The following is a 19237-nucleotide window of genomic DNA, read 5'->3' as shown; positions in this document are numbered from 1 at the left end:
TGATCATGACCGATCGGCATGGATGCCGAAGATGTCGGGCGAACCGAGCGGGGTGAGGGTGATGGCAGCCAAGGACACCGGCGGCGGACAGCAGAAGGCGACGCGCAGCAGCGAGGAGGTCGAGGAGCAGGCGACAGAGGCGCAGGCTTCGGAGGACCTCAAGGAGCGGCACGAGAAGCTCTCGGACGACGTGGACTCGGTGCTGGACGAGATCGACGACGTCCTCGAGGAGAACGCCGAGGACTTCGTGCGGTCCTTCGTGCAAAAGGGCGGCCAGTAGTCGCGCTCATCCTTCGAATCGAAGGCCGGCGGGGGTTCGGGTCGTCCAAGGCCGAGCAGATGAGGTGCTGCGCACGGTGCGGTGGGTCCGGGCCGTGCGCAGCCTTCTTCGGCGGCTTGCTGTGATTCGACCGAGGGCTTCCGCCGTTCATGTGGATCACTGCCGTGGGACGGGTAGGGTCCGTGGCGTACCTTGCTTCAACTGCAACTCCGGCCTCGGCCTGTTGAGGGACGATCCCGAAGCCGCGAACCGAGCTGCCGACTATGTGGAAGGAAACGCGTGGAAGCCAACACTCGTAGCACCGGGCGTCTACCAGCTGCCTTCCTGACGCCTGGGTCCTCCTCCTTCATGGACTTCCTGGCCGAGCACCAGCCCGAGCTGCTGCCCGGCAAGCGGCAACTGCCGCCGACCCAGGGCGTGATCGAGGCGCCGCACGGCACCACGATCGTGGCCGCGACGTTCCCCGGCGGCGTGGTGCTGGCCGGTGACCGCCGCGCCACCATGGGCAACGTCATCGCGCAGCGGGACATCGAGAAGGTCTTCCCGGCGGACGAGTACTCGGCCGTCGGCATCGCCGGCACGGCTGGTCTGGCCGTCGAGATGGTCAAGCTCTTCCAGCTGGAGCTGGAGCACTTCGAGAAGGTCGAGGGCGCCCAGCTGTCCCTGGAGGGCAAGGCGAACCGGCTGTCGACGATGATCCGCTCCAACCTCGGCATGGCCATGCAGGGCCTGGCCGTGGTGCCCCTGTTCGCCGGTTACGACGTGGACCGCGGCAAGGGCCGCATCTTCTCCTACGACGTGACGGGCGGCCGCTCCGAGGAGCAGGGCTACGCGGCCACGGGCTCCGGCTCGATCTTCGCGCGCGGCGCCATGAAGAAGCTCTTCCGGGCCGACCTGACCGAGGACCAGGCCACGACCCTCGTGGTGCAGGCCCTGTACGACGCGGCAGACGACGACTCGGCGACCGGCGGTCCCGATGTCGCCCGCCGGATCTACCCGATCGTCACCGTGATCACCGAGGACGGCTTCCGCCGGCTCACCGAGGACGAGGCCTCCGAGATCGCCCGCTCGATCCTCGAGCGGCGGCTGGAGCAGCCCGACGGCCCGCGGGCCGCGCTGCTGTAGCCGGCGGCCGTCATTGAACGAGGGTGATCCAGTGACTTCGACAGAAAGGGACGGATAACCGGTGTCGACGCCGTTCTATGTCTCACCTCAGCAGGCGATGGCCGACCGGGCGGAGTACGCCCGCAAGGGCATCGCCCGGGGCCGCAGCCTGGTCGTGCTGCAGTACGCCGACGGCATCGTGTTCGTCGGTGAGAACCCGTCCCGCGCGCTGCACAAGTTCAGCGAGATCTACGACCGGATCGGCTTCGCCGCCGCCGGCAAGTACAACGAGTACGAAAACCTCCGCATCGGTGGCGTCCGCTACGCCGACCTGCGCGGTTACACCTACGACCGCGACGACGTGACCGCCCGCGGCCTCGCCAACGTCTACGCCCAGACGCTGGGCACGATCTTCTCCAGCGCGGCCGAGAAGCCCTACGAGGTGGAGCTGGTCGTCGCCGAGGTGGGGGAGACGCCCGAGGGAGACCAGATCTACCGGCTGCCGCACGACGGCTCGATCGTGGACGAGCACGGCTCGGTCGCGGTCGGCGGCAACGCCGAGCAGATCAGCAGCTACCTGGACCAGCGCCACCAGGACGGCATGACCCTCGCCGAGGCGCTGAAGCTGGCCGTGCAGGCCCTGTCCCGTGACACCAACGGCAGCCAGCGGGAGATCCCCGCCGAGCGCCTCGAGGTGGCGGTGCTGGACCGGACGCGCCCGCAGAAGCGCAAGTTCAAGCGGATCACCGGCCGCCAGCTCGCCCGGCTGCTGGACGCGGACGGCGCGTCGTCCGCCACGGACGCCGAGGACGAGACCACCGAGGACGAGTAGGCCCACCGCCCGACGCCCACCGACTCCTCTCCGGATGCCCCGGCCGTCGACGGCCGGGGCATCCGCCGTTCAGGGCGCCGGTGGCGGCGCCGTGGAGGCCCGTACGACCAGTTCGACCGGGATGTCACCGCGGTCCGGCTCCCGGCCCTCCAGGACCGCCAGCAGGGCCCGCATGCCACGCTCCCCGAACAGCTCGGCGTCCAGACGCACGGTCGTCAGCTCCGGGTCGAGCGCGGTGGCCAGGGCGAGGTCGTCGAGGCCGGTGACGGAGACGTCGTCGGGGACGCGCAGGCCGAGGCGCCGGACGGCCTTGTACACGCCGGCCGCGAGCTTGTCGTCGTCGCAGACGACCGCGGTGGCCCGGTGGCGCCCGAGCGCGGCCTCGGCGGCGCTCAGGGCGCCGTCGATGGACATGGGCGCGCGCGCCGTGTGCACGGTCGTGCCCGGCACGGCCCCCACGCGCGCGGCGAGCTCCCAGGCGCGCACCTCGAAGGTCCAGGAGGGGACGTCGGCCGCCAGGTGCAGGAAGCGGCGGTGGCCAAGGCCCAGCAGATGCTCGGCCACCTGGCGGACGCCGTCGGCGATGTCCAGGTTGACCGTCGCCGCGCCCAGGCTGCCCGCCGGGTCGCTGTCGAGCATCACCAGCGGCAGCTGGTCGCCGCGGATGGCCGTGAGGGCATCGGCGGCCATGGAGGACGCGATGACGCCGTCCAGGGCTGCCTGGGCGGACGCGAAGGGGTCACGGGCGGGCCCGACGCCCTCGGGGGAGGGGTAGAGCACCACGCCGAAGCCGTGCTCGGCGGCGACCCGCGCGGCGCCGGTGTAGACGCCCCCGAAGAACTCCGTGGTGAGGGCGGGGACCACCAGCAGGACCGTGCGCGTGCGTCCGAGGCGCAGGTTGCGGGCGGCCAGGTTGGGGCGGTAGCCCAGGTCGCGGGCGGCCTCCCGGACCCGTTCGGCGGTCGCCTCGGAGACGCGGCCGCGCCACTTCCCGCCCAGCACGAGGGAGACGGCGGCCTGCGAGACCCCGGCGGCCTCGGCGACGTCCCGGCTGGTGGGGCGGGTGCCGGATCGTGCCACTCGGGCTGCTCCTTCGTCGTATGGGGTCCGGGCTCCGCCTGGACGGGTGAACAGCGCACATGGTACGTATGGCAGTGGACGTTATACGTAAAACTTCTTCGGCGGAGGGGCAGGACATGGCCGCGGGATACGCGGAGATCCTCAGGACGAGACACGCCGCGAGACTGCTCACCGGCACGCTCGTGGGGCGGCTGCCCAACGCCACCGCCGCGATCGCGATCGTGCTGTTCGTCCGCGCCGAGGGCGGCTCCTACAGCCTGGCCGGGGCCCTGGCGGCCGTCTACGGAGTCGCCAACGCGGCAGGTCAGCCCCTGCTCGGACGGCTGGTCGACCTGCACGGTCAGCCGCGGGTCCAGCTGCCCGCGGCGGTGCTGTCGGCGCTCGCCATGGCCGTCTTCGCCTTCAGCGGCACCGAGGCGCCGGCGCTCTCCTACGCAGCGGTCGCCGCCGCCGGACTGTTCACGCCGCCCCTGGAGGGCGGTCTGCGCGCCCTGTGGCCGTCGGTGCTGCGCCGGGAGGACCAGGTGCACACGGCGTACGCCATGGACGCGGTGGCGCAGGAGGTGATGTTCACGGTCGGGCCGCTGCTGGTGACGCTCTGCGTGTCGCTGTGGTCGGCGCAGGCCGCGCTGCTGGTGCTGAACGTCGTCGGGGTCCTCGGCGCGCTCTCCGTGGTCCTGTCGCCGCCGTCGCGGGCCTGGCGGTCGGCGCCGCGCGAGGCCCACTGGCTGGGCGCGCTGCGCTCGCCGGGACTGCTCGCCCTGCTGGCGGCGTTCCTGTTCGTGGGCGTCGCGCTGGGCTCCATCACCGTCGCCGCCGTGTCCTACGCGGACGACCGCGGCGGTGACGCGGTGTACGGCTGGCTGCTGGCGGCCCTGGGGCTCGGCGCGCTGGTCGGGGGCGTCGGCTACGGGGCGCGGCAGTGGGCCGGCGCACCCGAGCGGCGACTTCGGGTGCTGGTCGCACTTCTGGCGGTCTGTTATCTGCCGCCGACGCTGATGCCGGGGCCGGTGGCGATGACGGCCCTGACCGCGCTGGCCGGTGTCTTCCTCGCACCCGCCATCGCATGCGCGTTCGTCATCGTCGACCGGCACGCTCCGCGAGGGACCGTCACCGAGGCGTTCTCCTGGCTTGTGACGACGTTCACCGTGGGCGCGTCCGTCGGAACGGGGCTGGCGGGGCCGGTCGTCGAGCGGGGCGGGGCCCTGTGGGGCTTCGCCGTGCCGAGCGCGGCGGGGGCCGTGTCGCTGCTGGTTCTGCTGGCCACGGGGCGGGTACTGGCAGCTCCCGCCAGAACAGCGGTCGTTGCGGCTTCATCGGAAAATGATCCAAATCGTGCTGCCGAACCCCGTTTCAGTTCAGGGGATCGGGCGTAATGTTCAGTCATGGACCGCCGCATTTTCGGGCTGGAGAACGAGTACGGCGTCACGTGCACGTTCAGGGGACAGCGCCGTCTGTCGCCTGACGAGGTGGCGCGGTACCTCTTCCGCCGTGTCGTGTCATGGGGCCGCAGCAGCAATGTGTTTCTGCGGAACGGCGCCCGCCTGTATCTCGATGTGGGCTCCCACCCGGAATACGCGACACCCGAATGTGACAACGTGATCGAGCTGGTCACCCACGACAAGGCCGGAGAGCGCATTCTCGAAGGCCTCCTGGTGGACGCGGAACGACGCCTGCACGAGGAGGGAATCGCGGGCGACGTCTACCTCTTCAAGAACAACACCGACTCCGCCGGCAACTCCTACGGCTGCCACGAGAACTATCTGGTGGCCCGGCACGGGGAGTTCTCCCGGCTCGCGGACATCCTCATCCCGTTCCTGGTCACCCGGCAGCTGCTGTGCGGCGCGGGCAAGGTGCTGCAGACACCGCGCGGCGCCGTCTACTGCGTCAGCCAGCGCGCCGAGCACATCTGGGAGGGCGTCTCCTCGGCGACGACCCGCTCCCGGCCCATCATCAACACCCGCGACGAACCGCACGCGGACGCCGAGCGCTACCGCAGGCTGCACGTCATCGTCGGCGACTCGAACATGTCCGAGACGACCATGCTGCTCAAGGTCGGCGCCACCGACCTGGTGCTGCGCATGATCGAGGCGGGCACGGTGATGCGCGACCTCACCCTGGAGAACCCCATCCGGGCGATCCGCGAGGTCAGCCACGACATAACGGGCCGGCGCAAGGTGCGCCTGGCGAGCGGCCGGGAGGCCTCGGCGCTGGAGGTGCAGCGCGAGTACTTCGAGAAGGCCGTCGACTTCTGCGAGCGGCGCGGCATCCGCACCGGCGTCGTGGAGCAGGTGCTGGAGCTGTGGGGCCGGGCGCTCGACGCGATCGAGGCCGAGGACCTGGACCGGATCGACACCGAGATCGACTGGGTCATGAAGTACAAGCTCATCGAGCGGTACCGGGCCAAGCACAACATGACCATGTCGCATCCGCGGGTCGCCCAGATAGACCTCGCCTACCACGACATCCACCGCCGCCGGGGCCTGTACTACCTGCTGGAGAAAAAGGGCCAAGCCGCCCGGATCTGCAACGACTTGAAGATCTTCGAGGGCAAGTCGGTCCCGCCGCAGACCACTCGGGCCCGGCTGCGCGGCGACTTCATCCGGCGGGCGCAGGAACAGCGCCGGGACTTCACCGTGGACTGGGTCCACCTCAAGCTCAACGACCAGGCCCAGCGCACGGTCCTGTGCAAGGACCCGTTCCGTTCGGTGGACGACCGGGTGGAGAAACTGATCGCCGGTATGTGAGCCATGCGTTTCGAGTGAAGCGGAACGCCACACGGGCGCCGTACGTTTCCCGTACGGCGCCTTCTCACGCCGTAGAGTTGCGCGCACGCCATCAATCAAGATCGACCGATTACGAGGCCCTCACCGTGCGCCGACGCTCACTCCTCATCGCCGTTCCCGCCGGACTGGTCACGCTCGCCGCATGCGGCGACGAAGGATCCGACTCCGGCAAGGCCAGCGACACCGCGTCGCCCTCGGACCCCGCCGCCTCCGCCTCGCCGGCGCCGAAGATCGTCGACGGCCCGCTGCCCGCGATCACCGCGGGCGTCAAGTTCGGCGAGAAGCCCACGGTGGCCAAGGGCAGCGGCGAGCCGTCGAAGGACCTGGCCGTGAAGACCGTCATCGCGGGCGGCGGCCGTACGGTCGCGGAGAACGACTACATCGTGGCCAACTACCTGGGCCAGATCTGGGCCACCGCGAAGGTGTTCGACAACTCCTACGACCGCGGGACTCCGCTGCTCATCCAGCTCAGCCAGGGCAGCATCATCGACGGCTGGCGCTACGCGCTGACCGGCAAGAAGACCGGCAGCCGCGTCCAGATGGCCGTGCCGCCCACCTTGGGCTACGGCCAGCAGGGCAACGCCCAGGCGGGCATCAAGGGCACCGACACGCTCGTCTTCGTCGTCGACATCGAGGGCACGTACAACGCCAACAGCTCCGCCAAGGGCACCGACGTCCCGCAGGACGACGCGAACCTGCCCAAGGTCGGCACCAACACCGACGGCAAGGCGCCCTCCATCGAGATCCCCGGCACCGACGCCCCGACCGATCTGGTGGCGAACTACGTCATCGAGGGCGACGGCGAGGAGGTCGGCGCCGACAGCACCGTGCTCGTGCAGTACAAGGGCGTGCTCTGGGACACCGGCAAGGAGTTCGACTCCTCGTACAGCCGCAAGGCGCTGACGTCGTTCTCCCTCCAGCAGGTCGTCAAGGGCTGGGCACAGGGCCTGACCGGCAAGAAGGTCGGCAGCCGCGTCCTGATCGTCATCCCGCCGGAGCTCGGGTACGGCGACAACCCGCCGCAGGGCAGCGGCATCGAGAAGGACTCCACGCTCGTCTTCTCGGTCGACATCCTGGCGAAGATGTGATCGCCGAAAGTGTAAGACTGTGCGTGTTCGCCCTTTCCACAGACAAGCAGGAGCAGAAGACGTGAGCATCGACAAGCCCGAGATCGACTTCCCGGGCGGCGAGCCCCCGGCGGACCTCGAGATCAAGGACATCTGGGAAGGCGACGGCCCGGTGGCGCAGGCCGGCCAGACGGTCACCGTGCACTACGTCGGTGTCGCCTTCAGCACGGGCGAGGAGTTCGACGCCAGCTGGAACCGGGGCACGCCGTTCCGCTTCCCGCTCGGCGGCGGCCGCGTCATCAAGGGCTGGGACCAGGGCGTGCAGGGCATGAAGGTCGGCGGCCGCCGCCAGCTGACCATCCCCGCGCACCTCGCCTACGGCAACCAGAGCCCGACCCCGGCGATCAAGCCCGGCGAGACGCTGATCTTCGTGGTCGACCTGCTCGGCGTCTGAGCGGGACCGACCGGAGCCGATCACCTGGGGCCCATGCCTGTTCGGGCGTGGGCCCTCGGCTTTTGCCACGGCCCCGCGGAGCGGTACGGTCATCGGTCGGGAGCACCAAAGGGAGGCGAAGGGCGTCGATGGCCATTGCCAAGGCCGAGCGGCTGATGAACCTGGCGCTGTGTCTGCTGGGAACGCGCCGTCCGCTCAGCAAGCGCGAGCTTCGAGAATCCATCGAGGCCTATCTCGAAGCGGGCAGCGACGACTCCTTCAACCGGATGTTCGAGCGGGACAAGGACGACCTGCGCGAGCTCGGGCTGGTCATCGAGACCGTGGAGAACCTCGACGGTGAGGTCGGCTACCTCGCCCGCCGCGACAGCAACCGTCTCCCGCCCATCACCCTGGACGCCGAGGAGGCCGCGGCCCTGGGCCTGGCGGCGAAGGTCTGGCAGCAGGCCCGGCTCGCCGGCGCGGCCAGCGGCGCCCTGCAGAAGCTGCGGGCCGCCGGCCTCCCCGAGGACGTCGACCCCTACGAGGCCCACGGCGCCCTGGAGCCGCGTATTCCGGTGCACGAGGCCGCCTTCGAGCCGCTGATGCTGGCCTGCCGCGACCGCCGCCCGGTCGCCTTCGAGTACCGCAAGGCCAACGCCGCCCAGCCCGAGACCCGACAGGTGGAGCCGTGGGCGCTGGAGTGCTGGCGCGGCCACTGGTACCTCGCCGGCTGGGACCGCGACCGCCGCGCCGAGCGCGTCTTCCGGCTGTCCCGGATCACCGGCAGGGTGCGCAGCCGCAGCGGCCGGTACACCGCGCCCGTCCCCGACGTGGTCACCGTGCGGGAGACCGTCGCCGGGTGGGCCGGGGAGACCGCCGACCGCAGCGCGCGGATCCGGCTGCGCTCCGGCGCCGGGTACCCCCTGCGGGCGAAGGCCACCGCCGTCCGGGAACTCGGCGGCGGCTGGGACGAGTTGGAGATTCCGTACGGCCACGGGCTGGACGCCTGGCTGGTGGAGTTCGGGCCGGACGTGGTGGTCCTGGAGCCCGCGGAGCTGCGGGCCGACGTGGTGGACCGGCTGCGTGCCGTGGCCAAGGGCTGAGGGGGAGCGGAAGAAGACAGTGGCCGGCAAACCGACAAGGCCCGCGAACGCCATCGACCAGACCCGGCGGATGCTCTCCCTGGTGACGTATCTCAGGGAGCGCCCCGGCGCCCGGGTGGAGGACGTCGCCCGCGCGTTCGGCATCACGGAGGACGAGCTGGTCTCCGACCTCGACGTGCTGCCGATGTGCGGCACCAGCTTCCGCGGCGGCGACCTGCTCGACATCGACACCGACGGCGAGCGCATCTGGTGGCACAACCCCGCCGCCCTGGGGGCGGAGGCGGCCGAGCCGCTGCGCCTCGCCGCCGACGAGGCGACCGCCCTGCTGGTCGCCGCGCGGGCCGTGTCCACCCTGCCCGGGCTGCGCGAAAGCGACCGGCAGGCGTTGCTGCGCGCCACCGCCAAGGTGGAGGCCGCGGCCGGCGAGGCGGCCGGCGCCAGCTCCCGGCTGTCGGTGACCTTCGAGTCCGAGGGCGGCGTCTTCGCCGACGTCGACCGGGCGATCTCGGAACGCCGCCGGCTGTGGATCCGCTACTACTCACCGGCCCGCGACGAGGTCACCGAACGCGAGGTCGACCCGATCCGCCTGGTCAGCGTCGGGCACACCTACGTCGAGGCCTGGTGCCGCCGCTCCGAGGCGCGCCGCACCTTCCGGCTCGACCGGGTCGCCGAGATCAAGGTCCTCGACGAGCCGTCCGCCCCGCCCGAGATCGAGCTGCGGGACCTGTCCGAAGGGCTGGTGCAGCCCGCGGCCGAGGACCCGGAGGTCGTCGTCGAGGTCGGTCCCGGCGGTCGCTGGGTCGCCGAATACTACCCGCACGACAGTGCGGAAGAGCTTCCGGACGGCGGGCTGCGCATCACCCTGCGCACACCCGACCCGGCGTCGCTGCGCCGCCTCGCCCTGCGCCTCGGCCGCGACGGGCGGATCGTCGCCCCGCGCGAGCTGGCGGACAGCGCCCGGCAGGCGGCCCGCGAGGCGCTGGCGGCGTACGACGGGATCGAGGCGGAGGTGACCGGGACGGTCGTCCCGGGCCCCGACGGACACGACAGGCAGGAGCAGACACTGTGAGCGAGTCGGCGTCCGGGGTGCGGGAGATGACGGTGGCGTCCGCGTTCGCGGGGATGACGGGCGTGACGCCCGTGGTGTTCCGGGCCGGCTGCCCGGACTGCCGGGGCCGCTTCGAGCTCGCCGCGAGCGCCCTGCGCCTGGCCATCGGCGCCACGAGCCGTACGACGTTCTACTCCTTCACCTGCCCCGAGTGCGGCGTGTCCGTCCGCAAGCCGGCGGGGGAGCGGATCGTCGAGCTGCTCACCGGGGGCGGGGTCCGGACCCTGCGGCTGCACTCGACTCTGTAGGAGCTGGGGCGCGGCTACCCGTGTGGCGGGGCGTCGCGCTGCCGCGTGGGGCGGGCCGGGATCCCGCGGCGCGGGTGTGCTCCAGGCTGTCTCACCCTGTGCACAGGGGACGCACCCCAGGCCCTAGGCTCAGGGGCATGTTCTGGCCGATGTTCGCGGTAGCCGTGGGTTTTCTGGGAATCGCCGTTCTCGGCGTGCTCGCCGTCCGGGTGTTCGTGGAGGCCCAGCGCCTCGGCAGGCAGGTGTCGGAGTCCGCGCGCCGTATCAGCCGGGCCGCGGAGGATCTGGAACGGGCGGCGGTGAGCACGGCGCGGTCTGTGGACGCGCTGTGAGTCGTCCTCTGCCGCTCTGTGATTCCTGCGCTTGATGTGCCTTTGGGTCGCTTCGCCCTGTCAACTTCCCCCAGGCGGAAGGTACGCTGCTGATCGCGGCCCGGAAAACGAGGCCCGGGCCGTGGACCGGGAGTACGCACGGGGATTGCCTCACGTTCACCCCCGAGCGTTACGATCGCTGTCAGCGCGACCGTTCGGACACTTGTCCGACCAGTCGGACAGCACCCCAGCCACCCGCCTCGGTGAGAAGGTAAAGACTTATGTTCGGAAGGCTCGGAGCCCCCGAGATCATTCTCATCCTCGTCGTCATCATCCTGCTGTTCGGCGCGAAGAAGCTTCCGGACATGGCCCGCTCGCTCGGCAAGTCCGCCCGCATTCTCAAGAGCGAGGCCAAGGCGATGAAGGACGACAACAAGTCGTCCGCCCCGGCCGACCCGCCGCACACCGACGAGCAGCAGCCCCCGGCTCAGCGCATCATCCAGGCCGCGCCCGGCGACGTGTCCAGCTCCCGCCCGGTCAATGAACCGACGGACACGACCAAGCGCTGACGCAGGGCCGGTGAGACCCCGGCCTGCCGCACGAGATGGGAACGTGGGTTGCTGAAGCCTGCCCGCAAGAAGGAGAAGGATCCGGAGGGGCGGATGCCCCTCGCGGAGCACCTGCGTGAGCTCCGCAACCGGCTCGCGAAGGCATTGCTGGCCATCGTCGGCGTCACGGTCGTCGCCGCCTTCTTCTACAACGACATCATCAACTTCTTCACCGAGCCGATCCTCGATTCGGTCGGCTGCTCGCAGTCGTTCGAGGAACTGGCCAGGGCGTCGGCCGACTCGGCCGAGAGCACCGAGCCGTGCGCCCAGATCACCATCAACGGTCTGCTCGCGCCGTTCACGCTGGCGCTGAAGGTGTCCCTGATGGCCGGCGTCGTGCTGGCCTCGCCGGTCTGGCTCTACCAGCTGTGGGCCTTCGTCGCCCCCGGCCTGCACCGGCACGAGAAGAAGTACGCCTACGCCTTCGTCGGCACCGGCTTCCCGCTCTTCCTCGGCGGCGCCTTCTTCGCCTACAAGGTGCTGCCCACCACCGCGAACGTGCTGATCGAGTTCACGCCGTTCGGCGTGGACAACCTGCTGCCGCTCGACGACCTGCTCGACCTCGTCACCCGCATGGTGCTCGTCTTCGGCCTCTCCTTCGAGCTGCCGCTGCTGCTGGTCATGCTCAACTTCACCGGCGCCATCTCCGGCAAGCGGATGCTCGGCTGGTGGCGGGCGATGATCATGGGTATCACGGTGTTCGCGGCGATCGCCACGCCCAGCACCGACCCGCTGACCATGCTGGCGCTGGCCGGACCCATCTGGATCCTGTACTTCGGCGCCGTGGTCGTCTCCCTCCTCAACGACCGGCGTCGGCGCCGCCGCGAGGCCCTGGGCCCCGCCGACGACGAGGCCTCGGAGCTGGACCTGACTCCGGAGGACATCGGCGAGGTGGAGACCGTCAGCGCGAGCCGTGCCCTGCCCGAGCAGTCGGGCAAGGAGCGGGTCAACGGGTACGACGACGTGACCTGAGCCAACGGTTATCACGGCGTGATCCGAAGATCGCCGGGCACCTCGTAGGGTCTCTGGCGTGACCAGCGAGATCACCCTCTTCGTCAACCCCACCGCGGGCCGCGGCCGGGGCGCCCACGCGGCGCAGCCGGCCGCTTCCGCTTTGCGGGAGGCCGGCTTCTCGGTGCGTACGGTCGTCGGGCGGGACGCCGGTGACGCACTGGCACGCGCGCGTGCCGCCGTCGCGGACGGCACCGGCGCGCTCGTCGCCGTCGGCGGCGACGGCATCGCCCACCTCGCCCTCCAGGCCGTCGCCGGTACGGACACCCCGCTCGGCCTGGTCGCCGTCGGCACCGGCAACGACTTCGCCCGCGCCCTCGGCCTGCCCGTGCGCGACCCGGCCGCGGCGGGCCGCACGATCGCCGCGGGTCTGAAGGGAGAGGGGGTGCGGGACATCGACCTCGGCCGGGTCGGGGACCGCTGGTTCGGCACGGTCCTCGCCTCCGGCTTCGACTCGCGCGTCAACGACCGGGGCAACCGGATGCGGCTGCCGGCCGGCCGCCTCAAGTACGACCTCGCGATGATCGCCGAACTGGCCGCGTTCCGCCCGTTCCCGTACCGGCTCACCCTCGACGACGGCGAGGTCCGGGAGATCGAGGCGACCCTCGTGGCGGTCGGGAACGGCTCGTCGTACGGCGGCGGCATGCGCATATGCCCGGGCGCGGACCTCGGCGACGGACTGTTCGACGTCACGGTGGTGGGGGACTGCAGCCGCAGGACGCTGCTGCGGGTGTTCCCGACGGTGTACCGGGGCCGGCACGTCGACCATCCGCAGGTCAGCGTCTACCGGGCGGCGCGGGTCGAGCTGGCGGCGGACGGGGTCACCGCCTACGCCGACGGGGAGCCGCTGGGGCCGCTGCCGGCGAGCGTGCGCTGCGTGCCCCGGGCGGTGCGGGTCGTGGGCCGCTGAGCTGCGGCTATCGCCGGATTCGAAGCATCGGATCCGGATAATGATCGTCCTGTTGTCAGTGCGGCCCGGTACGCTCGAAAGCACGATGACTGAGGACCTCTCCCCGGCCGAGCGGTACGCGGCGGCGCGGCGGCGCGCCGCCGAGCAGGCCACCGCGCTCGCGTCCTTCCGCGAGATGTACGACTTCGGCCTCGACCCCTTCCAGATCGAGGCCTGCCAGGCGCTCGAAGCGGGCAAGGGGGTGCTGGTCGCCGCGCCCACCGGTTCCGGCAAGACGATCGTGGGCGAGTTCGCGGTTCACCTCGCCCTGCAACAGGGCCGGAAGTGCTTCTACACGACACCCATCAAGGCGCTGTCGAACCAGAAGTACAACGACCTCTGCCGGCGCTACGGCAGTGGGAAGGTCGGCCTGCTCACCGGCGACAACAGCGTCAATTCCGACGCCCCGGTGGTCGTGATGACCACCGAGGTGCTGCGGAACATGCTCTACGCGGGCTCACAGACCCTCCTCGGCCTCGGCTACGTGGTCATGGACGAGGTGCACTACCTCTCCGACCGCTTCCGCGGCGCCGTGTGGGAGGAAGTGATCATCCACCTGCCCGAGTCGGTGACCCTCGTGTCACTGTCCGCGACCGTGTCCAACGCCGAGGAGTTCGGCGACTGGCTCGACACCGTCCGGGGCGACACCGAGGTGATCGTCTCCGAGCACCGGCCGGTGCCGCTGTTCCAGCACGTGCTCGCCGGGCGCCGGATGTACGACCTGTTCGAGGAGGGCGAGGGCCACAAGAAGGCCGTGAACCCCGACCTCACGCGCATGGCCCGCATGGAGGCCAGCCGGCCGTCGTACCAGGACCGCAGACGGGGCCGCGCCATGCGCGAGGCCGACCGGGAGCGGGAGCGGCGGCAGCGGTCGCGGGTGTGGACGCCGAGCCGGCCGGAGGTCATAGAACGGCTGGACGCGGAAGGTCTGCTGCCCGCGATCACGTTCATCTTCAGCCGGGCCGCCTGCGAGGCCGCCGTCCAGCAGTGCCTGTACGCCGGACTGCGGCTGAACGACGAGGAGGCGCGGGAGCAGGTCCGGGCGCTGGTGGAGGAGCGCACGGCCTCGATTCCGCCCGAGGACCTGCACGTGCTCGGGTACTACGAGTGGCTGGAGGGCCTGGAGCGCGGCATCGCCGCCCACCACGCGGGCATGCTGCCGACCTTCAAGGAGGTCGTCGAGGAGCTGTTCGTCCGCGGGCTGGTGAAGGCCGTCTTCGCCACCGAGACGCTGGCCCTGGGCATCAACATGCCCGCGCGGTCGGTGGTGCTGGAGAAGCTCGTCAAGTGGAACGGCGAGCAGCACGCCGACATCACCCCGGGCGAGTACACCCAGTTGACGGGGCGTGCGGGACGGCGCGGCATCGACATCGAGGGGCACGCCGTGGTGCTGTGGCAGCGCGGCATGAACCCGGAGGCCCTGGCGGGACTGGCGGGGACGCGGACGTATCCGCTGCGGTCCAGCTTCAAGCCGTCGTACAACATGGCGGTCAATCTGGTCGAGCAGTTCGGGCGGCACCGGTCGCGGGAGCTGCTGGAGACCTCGTTCGCGCAGTTCCAGGCCGACAAGTCGGTCGTCGGGATCTCCCGGCAGGTGCAGCGCAACGAGGAAGGGCTCGCCGGCTACAAGGAGTCGATGACCTGCCACCTCGGGGACTTCGAGGAGTACGCGCGGCTGCGGCGCGAACTGAAGGACCGCGAGACCGAGCTGGCGCGGCAGGGCGCCGTGCAGCGACGGGCGGAGGCGGCCGTCGCGCTGGAGAAGCTGCGGCCCGGTGACGTCATCCACGTGCCGAGCGGGAAGTACGCCGGGCTGGCGCTGGTGCTCGATCCGGGGCTGCCGGCCGGACGGTCCAACGGGCACCGGGGCTTCGAACACCACGACGGACCGCGGCCGTTGGTGCTGACCGCGGAGCGGCAGGTCAAGCGGCTGGCGTCGATCGACTTCCCGGTGCCGGTGGAGGCGCTGGAGCGGATGCGCATCCCGAAGTCCTTCAATGCCCGCTCACCGCAGTCCCGGCGGGACCTGGCGTCGGCGTTGCGCAGCAAGGCCGGGCACATCCCGCCGGAGCGGCAGCGCAAGCGGCGGTCGCAGGCCGCGGACGACCGGGAGATCGCGCGGCTGCGGGCCGCGCTCCGGGCGCACCCGTGTCACGGGTGCAACGACCGGGAGGACCACGCCCGTTGGGCCGAGCGCTACCACCGGCTGATGCGGGACACCTCGCAGCTGGAGCGGCGGATCGAAGGGCGTACGAACACGATCGCCCGGACGTTCGACCGGATCGTCGCGCTGCTGACCGAGCTGGACTATCTGCGCGGTGACGAGGTCACCGAGCACGGCAAGCGCCTGGCCCGGCTGTACGGCGAACTGGACCTGCTCGCCAGCGAGTGTCTGCGCGAGGGCGTCTGGGAGGGGCTGTCTCCGGCGGAACTCGCCGCGTGCGTTTCGGCGTTGGTGTTCGAGGCGCGGGTCTCCGACGACGCGATGGCGCCGAAGCTGCCCTCCGGCCAGGCCAAGGCCGCGCTCGGTGAGATGGTGCGCATCTGGGGGCGGCTGGACGCGCTGGAGGAGGAGTTCCGGATCACCCAGACCGAGGGTGTGGGGCAGCGGGAGCCCGACCTCGGGTTCGCCTGGGCCGCGTACATGTGGGCCTCCGGCAAGGGGCTCGACGAGGTGCTGCGAGAGGCGGAGATGCCGGCGGGGGACTTCGTGCGGTGGTGCAAGCAGGTCATCGACGTGCTGGGGCAGATCTCGGCGGCCGCGCCCGAGGGGTCGACGGTCGTGAAGAGTTCGCGCAAGGCCGTCGAGGGGCTGCTGCGGGGGGTCGTCGCCTACTCGTCGGTGGGGTGAGGGTTTCTCGGCGGGTGCGGGTGGACTGTCGCTGGGCGCGCAGTTCCCCGCACCTTGAGGGGCGTTGCCGCCCCGCCGGTCCCTGAGCGACCGGTCATTCACTCATCACGGTGAGTCGTTTTCGCATGCCCGCCCGCCGTCACGCAGGGTGTTCGAGTGTGACCCGTGCGTGTAAATGAGGTTGAGCGTACTCCTGTTGCGGGGGCCGTTTCAGGCGGTTGCTGAATATGACACGGCGATGATCCGGTCGGACTAAGCTCGCCCGCAGCGCACCGAGTTGCGGTGTATTCGTGCGCTTGTTCCAAAAATCCTGATGATCCCAACAGTCCCATGACGCATACCCCCACAAGCTCCCCCGACTCCCCGCCGACTGCTTTCAGAGGGCCCACATGGTGAGTGTTCAATCTCCACCCGCACGCCGTGAACTTCCCTACGCGCGCGTGCTGTTGCTCCCGGCGATACTGATGGCCGCGGCGACCGGAGCCGCCGTCGCCCTGGTGACGCCCTCGGCCCGGATCGCGGTCGGCGTGTGCGGCGCCGTCGCCACGCTCCTGGTGACCGCCACCGCGGCCGAAGCGGTGCGCCGCGGCCGCGCGCTGCGCGACGCACAGGTCGAACACCGCCGGCACAGCGCCGGTCTGGAGCAGCGGATCGCCGACCACCACGAGACCTGGGCCCGCTTCGGCGAGGAGATCGTGCCGACCGCGCTGCGGCGCATGGCCGGTGGTGTCACCGCCGTCGAGGTGATCCGCCAGCTCAGCCTGGTCGACCCGGCCTTCCGGGACATGCCGGACCCGCAGCGCCAGCTGCTGAAGAAGCTGATGCGCATCGTGGACCACGAGGAAGCCCTGCGTGACTCCGCCGCGAGCTCCTTCGTCACCATCGCCCGGCGCGTGCAGGCGATCGTCCACCAGCAGGCCAACGAACTGCGGGAGATGGAGGAGGACCACGGCCGCAACCCCGAGGTCTTCGACGACCTGTTGCGCATCGACCACGGCAACGCGCTGATCGGCCGGCTCGCCGACTCCATCTCCGTCCTCGGCGGCGGCCGACCCGGACGCCAGTGGCCCCTGCCGGTGTCGCTGTACAGCACGCTGCGCGGCGCCATGTCGCGCATCCTGGAGTACCGGCGCATCAAGCTGGACAACATCTGCCGCATCAGCGTCAAGGGCATCTACGTCGAGCCCGTCATCCACGCCTGCGCCGAGCTCTTCGACAACGCCACCCGCTACTCGCCGCCGAGCACCAAGGTGCACGTCACCGCCGTCCGGGTGCAGACCGGCATCGCCATCGAGATCGAGGACGCCGGCGTCAGCTTCAGCGAGGAGGCCCGGCTGCGGATCGAGGGCATGCTGGAGCGCGCCAAGGCCGGTGTCGACCTCCAGGACCTCGGTGACGCCCCGCGCCTCGGCCTCGCCGTCGTCGGCCGGCTGTGCCGGGCGTACAACATGCAGGTCGCCCTGCGGTCCTCGGCGTACGGCGGGGTCCGGGCCGTGGTCATCGTGCCCAGCAACATGCTGACCGACGAGCCCGGCGTCGGACTCGCCCACGGCATCGGCGCCACCTCCGTGCCCACCGTCTCGCCCGACGCGCTGGAGGGCCCCAAGCGTCCGCCGAAGCGACGCCGTCCCACCAGCCCGAAGATCCCCGCCTCGGTCTCCATGGAGGACGACGTCCCGGTCGTCACCGAGTGGACCGCCAATGGTCTGCCGCAGCGCCGCAGCCGGATGAAGACGCCGCTCAGCCAGCGGATCCGCGAGCAGTACGCCGCGGAGCGCGCCGAGAAGGAGGCCGCCGAACGGGAGGGACGTGAACCCCGGTCCGTCTGGGGCGCCCCGGAGCCCAAGCCCGAGAACAAGGACCAGCCCCCGCCCGGGATGTGGGTCGAGGCGTTCATGGAAGGGCTCAAACGACCGAAGCCGACCTCGTCCACCCAGCCGACCACCGAGCCGGCCCCAGCCCAGGCCGACGACGAGAGGGACTCCAACTGATGGCGTACCGAGCGAACTTCGACTGGATGCTCCAGGACCTCGCCAAGGGCGTGCCCGGCATCCAGATGATCGTGGTGCTCTCCGCCGACGGACTGCGCATCGCCCGCCACGGCGGCGACCCGGACACCGCCGACCGCGTCGCCGCGGCCTGCGCCGGACTCCAGAGCCTGGCGAGCGCCGTGGCCGACGAGATCCCGACCAGCGACGGCCAGATGCGCATGGTCCTCATCGAGGTCAACGGTGGCTACTTCTACCTGATGGCCGCGGGACCCAACGCCTATCTCGCGGTGCTCTCCAACATCGTCGCCGAGCCGGGGCTGATGAGCGCCCAGATGCGCGACCTGGTCGACCGGATCGGTCCCCACCTGACCAGTCCGCCGAGGCGCAACGGGAAGGCCGTATGACTCCTCCGCAACGCAAGCGGCGCTCCGCCAGGCCGGAGCCCCCACCGCAACCACAGCCGCAGCCGGTCCCCCGGGAGGCCGGCGCGGGCCACGAGAGCACGGACGGCAAGGACGGCAAACCTTCCAACCCCGAGCGCCTGTTCGTGATCGGTGAGGCGGACGGGGACCGCGCGGACCTCGACCTGGTGACGCTCATCGTGGCGCGCGCCGAGCCGAAGCCGTCCACCAGCCCGGAACAGGCGGCGGTGCTCCGGCTGTGCGCCGCCCCGCTCTCCGTGGCCGAGCTGTCGGCCTACCTCAGTCTGCCGTTCAGCGTGATCACCGTGCTGCTCACCGAGATGCTGACGGCCGAACTGGTGCAGGCGCGCGCCCCCGTCGTCCGCCAGGCGCTCCCCGACCGTTCCATCCTCGAAGCGGTGATGCATGGACTTCAAAAACTCTGACACCATCCCGGGCCCACGCACCGAGGACCACCTGCCGCACACGGCACAGGCCGCGGTGAAGATCGTCATCGTGGGCGGCTTCGGGGTCGGCAAGACCACCATGGTCGGCTCGGTCAGCGAGATCAAACCGCTGACCACCGAGGAGACCATGACGCAGGCCGGCGTCGGTGTCGACGACGACTACGGCTCCGACACCAAGACGGCCACCACCGTGGCGATGGACTTCGGCCGCATCAGCATCACGGAGCAGCTGGTGCTGTACCTCTTCGGCACGCCCGGTCAGGAACGCTTCTGGTTCCTGTGGAACGGGCTGTTCGAGGGCGCGCTGGGCGCGGTCGTCCTGGTCGACACCCGGCGGCTGGAGGTCAGTTTCGACGTCATGGGCCGGCTGGAGGAGTGCGGCGTGCCCTTCGTGGTCGCCGTCAACACCTTCCCGGACGGCCCCCGTTACCCCCTGGCGGAGCTGCGCACGGCGCTCGATCTGTCCGAGGAGATCCCGATCATCGAGTGCGACGCCCGTCGCCGCGCCTCCAGCAAGGAGGTGCTCATGACCCTGATGCGCTTCCTGCACTCCCTCGCCATGACCGGCCAGCTCACCTGACCCGCCCCGCATCGCCGCGGTCCATCT

At 70.8% G+C, this 19237-nt stretch carries 21 protein-coding genes; 20 read left to right on the top strand and 1 reads right to left on the bottom strand.

Going from position 1 to position 19237, the window contains the following annotated elements; translation table 11 throughout:
- Positions 1-61: 61 nt before the first annotated feature.
- The 4 genes from IPT68_RS07295 (at position 62) to prcA (ending at position 2216) form a co-directional block, all read left to right on the top strand.
- The gene (locus IPT68_RS07295) at positions 62-280 is read left to right on the top strand and encodes a ubiquitin-like protein Pup (protein ID WP_189699440.1); all 219 of its coding nucleotides are present in this window, start codon (positions 62-64) and stop codon (positions 278-280) included.
- Between the two features lie 64 nt (positions 281-344).
- Positions 345-608, top strand: coding sequence for an endonuclease domain-containing protein (locus IPT68_RS07290; protein ID WP_189699439.1), 264 nt, complete (start codon positions 345-347; stop codon positions 606-608).
- On the top strand, positions 560-1405 hold the full coding sequence (gene prcB, locus IPT68_RS07285; RefSeq protein WP_189699438.1) for a proteasome subunit beta: 846 nt from the start codon (positions 560-562) through the stop codon (positions 1403-1405). The genes IPT68_RS07290 and prcB overlap by 49 nt, the downstream gene beginning before the upstream one ends.
- 61 nt (positions 1406-1466) lie before the next feature.
- Positions 1467-2216: a proteasome subunit alpha gene (prcA, locus tag IPT68_RS07280; RefSeq protein WP_189699437.1), complete on the top strand. Its 750-nt coding sequence runs from the start codon at positions 1467-1469 to the stop codon at positions 2214-2216.
- Between the two features lie 69 nt (positions 2217-2285).
- Here prcA and IPT68_RS07275 read toward each other — a convergent pair whose 3' ends face one another.
- Positions 2286-3296: a LacI family DNA-binding transcriptional regulator gene (locus tag IPT68_RS07275; RefSeq protein ID WP_189699436.1), complete on the bottom strand. Its 1011-nt coding sequence runs from the start codon at positions 3294-3296 to the stop codon at positions 2286-2288.
- A gap of 116 nt (positions 3297-3412) precedes the next feature.
- Between IPT68_RS07275 and IPT68_RS07270 the strand changes: the two genes are divergently transcribed.
- The 16 genes from IPT68_RS07270 (at position 3413) to IPT68_RS07195 (ending at position 19210) form a co-directional block, all read left to right on the top strand.
- Positions 3413-4672: an MFS transporter gene (locus IPT68_RS07270; RefSeq protein ID WP_189699435.1), complete on the top strand. Its 1260-nt coding sequence runs from the start codon at positions 3413-3415 to the stop codon at positions 4670-4672.
- Between the two features lie 9 nt (positions 4673-4681).
- The gene (gene pafA, locus IPT68_RS07265; RefSeq protein ID WP_189699434.1) at positions 4682-6043 is read left to right on the top strand and encodes a Pup--protein ligase; all 1362 of its coding nucleotides are present in this window, start codon (positions 4682-4684) and stop codon (positions 6041-6043) included.
- 125 nt (positions 6044-6168) lie between these two features.
- On the top strand, positions 6169-7170 hold the full coding sequence (locus IPT68_RS07260; RefSeq protein ID WP_189699433.1) for an FKBP-type peptidyl-prolyl cis-trans isomerase: 1002 nt from the start codon (positions 6169-6171) through the stop codon (positions 7168-7170).
- 61 nt (positions 7171-7231) lie between these two features.
- Entirely contained in the window at positions 7232-7603 is a 372-nt protein-coding gene (locus IPT68_RS07255; RefSeq protein ID WP_019754140.1) for an FKBP-type peptidyl-prolyl cis-trans isomerase, read from the top strand.
- Positions 7604-7731: 128 nt separating this feature from the next.
- Entirely contained in the window at positions 7732-8685 is a 954-nt protein-coding gene (locus IPT68_RS07250) for a helix-turn-helix transcriptional regulator (RefSeq protein WP_189699432.1), read from the top strand.
- A 19-nt stretch (positions 8686-8704) separates the two neighbouring features.
- Positions 8705-9754: a helix-turn-helix transcriptional regulator gene (locus tag IPT68_RS07245; RefSeq protein WP_189699431.1), complete on the top strand. Its 1050-nt coding sequence runs from the start codon at positions 8705-8707 to the stop codon at positions 9752-9754.
- A complete protein-coding gene (locus tag IPT68_RS07240) occupies positions 9751-10041 on the top strand; it encodes a hypothetical protein (RefSeq protein WP_189699430.1) in 291 nt (96 codons plus the stop codon). The genes IPT68_RS07245 and IPT68_RS07240 overlap by 4 nt, the downstream gene beginning before the upstream one ends.
- Before the next feature lie 137 nt (positions 10042-10178).
- Positions 10179-10373 (top strand): hypothetical protein, encoded by a 195-nt coding sequence (locus IPT68_RS07235; protein ID WP_189699429.1) that lies wholly within the window; start codon positions 10179-10181, stop codon positions 10371-10373.
- A gap of 260 nt (positions 10374-10633) precedes the next feature.
- Entirely contained in the window at positions 10634-10921 is a 288-nt protein-coding gene (gene tatA, locus IPT68_RS07230; protein WP_189699428.1) for a Sec-independent protein translocase subunit TatA, read from the top strand.
- Positions 10922-10969: 48 nt separating this feature from the next.
- Positions 10970-11932 carry a twin-arginine translocase subunit TatC gene (gene tatC, locus IPT68_RS07225; RefSeq protein ID WP_189699427.1) on the top strand — a complete coding sequence of 321 codons (963 nt, stop codon included), beginning with the start codon at positions 10970-10972 and terminating at the stop codon, positions 11930-11932.
- A gap of 58 nt (positions 11933-11990) precedes the next feature.
- Entirely contained in the window at positions 11991-12881 is an 891-nt protein-coding gene (locus IPT68_RS07220) for a diacylglycerol kinase (protein ID WP_189699426.1), read from the top strand.
- A gap of 40 nt (positions 12882-12921) precedes the next feature.
- A complete protein-coding gene (locus IPT68_RS07215; protein WP_189699425.1) occupies positions 12922-15771 on the top strand; it encodes a DEAD/DEAH box helicase in 2850 nt (949 codons plus the stop codon).
- Between the two features lie 389 nt (positions 15772-16160).
- A complete protein-coding gene (locus IPT68_RS07210) occupies positions 16161-17762 on the top strand; it encodes a sensor histidine kinase (protein WP_189699424.1) in 1602 nt (533 codons plus the stop codon).
- The gene (locus IPT68_RS07205; protein WP_189699588.1) at positions 17759-18166 is read left to right on the top strand and encodes a roadblock/LC7 domain-containing protein; all 408 of its coding nucleotides are present in this window, start codon (positions 17759-17761) and stop codon (positions 18164-18166) included. Before IPT68_RS07210 ends, IPT68_RS07205 begins: the two co-directional genes overlap by 4 nt.
- Positions 18163-18609 carry a DUF742 domain-containing protein gene (locus IPT68_RS07200; protein ID WP_189699423.1) on the top strand — a complete coding sequence of 149 codons (447 nt, stop codon included), beginning with the start codon at positions 18163-18165 and terminating at the stop codon, positions 18607-18609. The genes IPT68_RS07205 and IPT68_RS07200 overlap by 4 nt, the downstream gene beginning before the upstream one ends.
- Positions 18590-19210, top strand: a complete 621-nt coding sequence (locus tag IPT68_RS07195) for a GTP-binding protein (RefSeq protein ID WP_189699422.1) — start codon at positions 18590-18592, stop codon at positions 19208-19210. Before IPT68_RS07200 ends, IPT68_RS07195 begins: the two co-directional genes overlap by 20 nt.
- The last annotated feature ends 27 nt before the right edge of the window (positions 19211-19237 follow it).

This window comes from Streptomyces chromofuscus (assembly GCF_015160875.1).
In the GTDB taxonomy this organism is placed as follows: Bacteria; Actinomycetota; Actinomycetes; order Streptomycetales; family Streptomycetaceae; genus Streptomyces; species Streptomyces chromofuscus.
Note: the sequence above shows the minus strand (reverse complement) of the source record. Positions and strands in the feature narration are given on the sequence as shown.

Excerpts from the sequence above, each read along its gene's own strand:
- IPT68_RS07295 (WP_189699440.1), top strand. The coding sequence starts at position 62 with ATGGCAGCCAAGGACACCGGCGGCGGACAGCAGAAGGCGACGCGCAGC.
- IPT68_RS07270 (WP_189699435.1), top strand. The coding sequence starts at position 3,413 with ATGGCCGCGGGATACGCGGAGATCCTCAGGACGAGACACGCCGCGAGA.
- pafA (WP_189699434.1), top strand. The coding sequence starts at position 4,682 with ATGGACCGCCGCATTTTCGGGCTGGAGAACGAGTACGGCGTCACGTGC.
- IPT68_RS07250 (WP_189699432.1), top strand. The coding sequence starts at position 7,732 with ATGGCCATTGCCAAGGCCGAGCGGCTGATGAACCTGGCGCTGTGTCTG.
- IPT68_RS07235 (WP_189699429.1), top strand. The coding sequence starts at position 10,179 with ATGTTCTGGCCGATGTTCGCGGTAGCCGTGGGTTTTCTGGGAATCGCC.
- tatA (WP_189699428.1), top strand. The coding sequence starts at position 10,634 with ATGTTCGGAAGGCTCGGAGCCCCCGAGATCATTCTCATCCTCGTCGTC.
- IPT68_RS07215 (WP_189699425.1), top strand. The coding sequence starts at position 12,922 with ATGATCGTCCTGTTGTCAGTGCGGCCCGGTACGCTCGAAAGCACGATG.
- IPT68_RS07210 (WP_189699424.1), top strand. The coding sequence starts at position 16,161 with ATGGTGAGTGTTCAATCTCCACCCGCACGCCGTGAACTTCCCTACGCG.
- IPT68_RS07200 (WP_189699423.1), top strand. The coding sequence starts at position 18,163 with ATGACTCCTCCGCAACGCAAGCGGCGCTCCGCCAGGCCGGAGCCCCCA.
- IPT68_RS07195 (WP_189699422.1), top strand. The coding sequence starts at position 18,590 with ATGGACTTCAAAAACTCTGACACCATCCCGGGCCCACGCACCGAGGAC.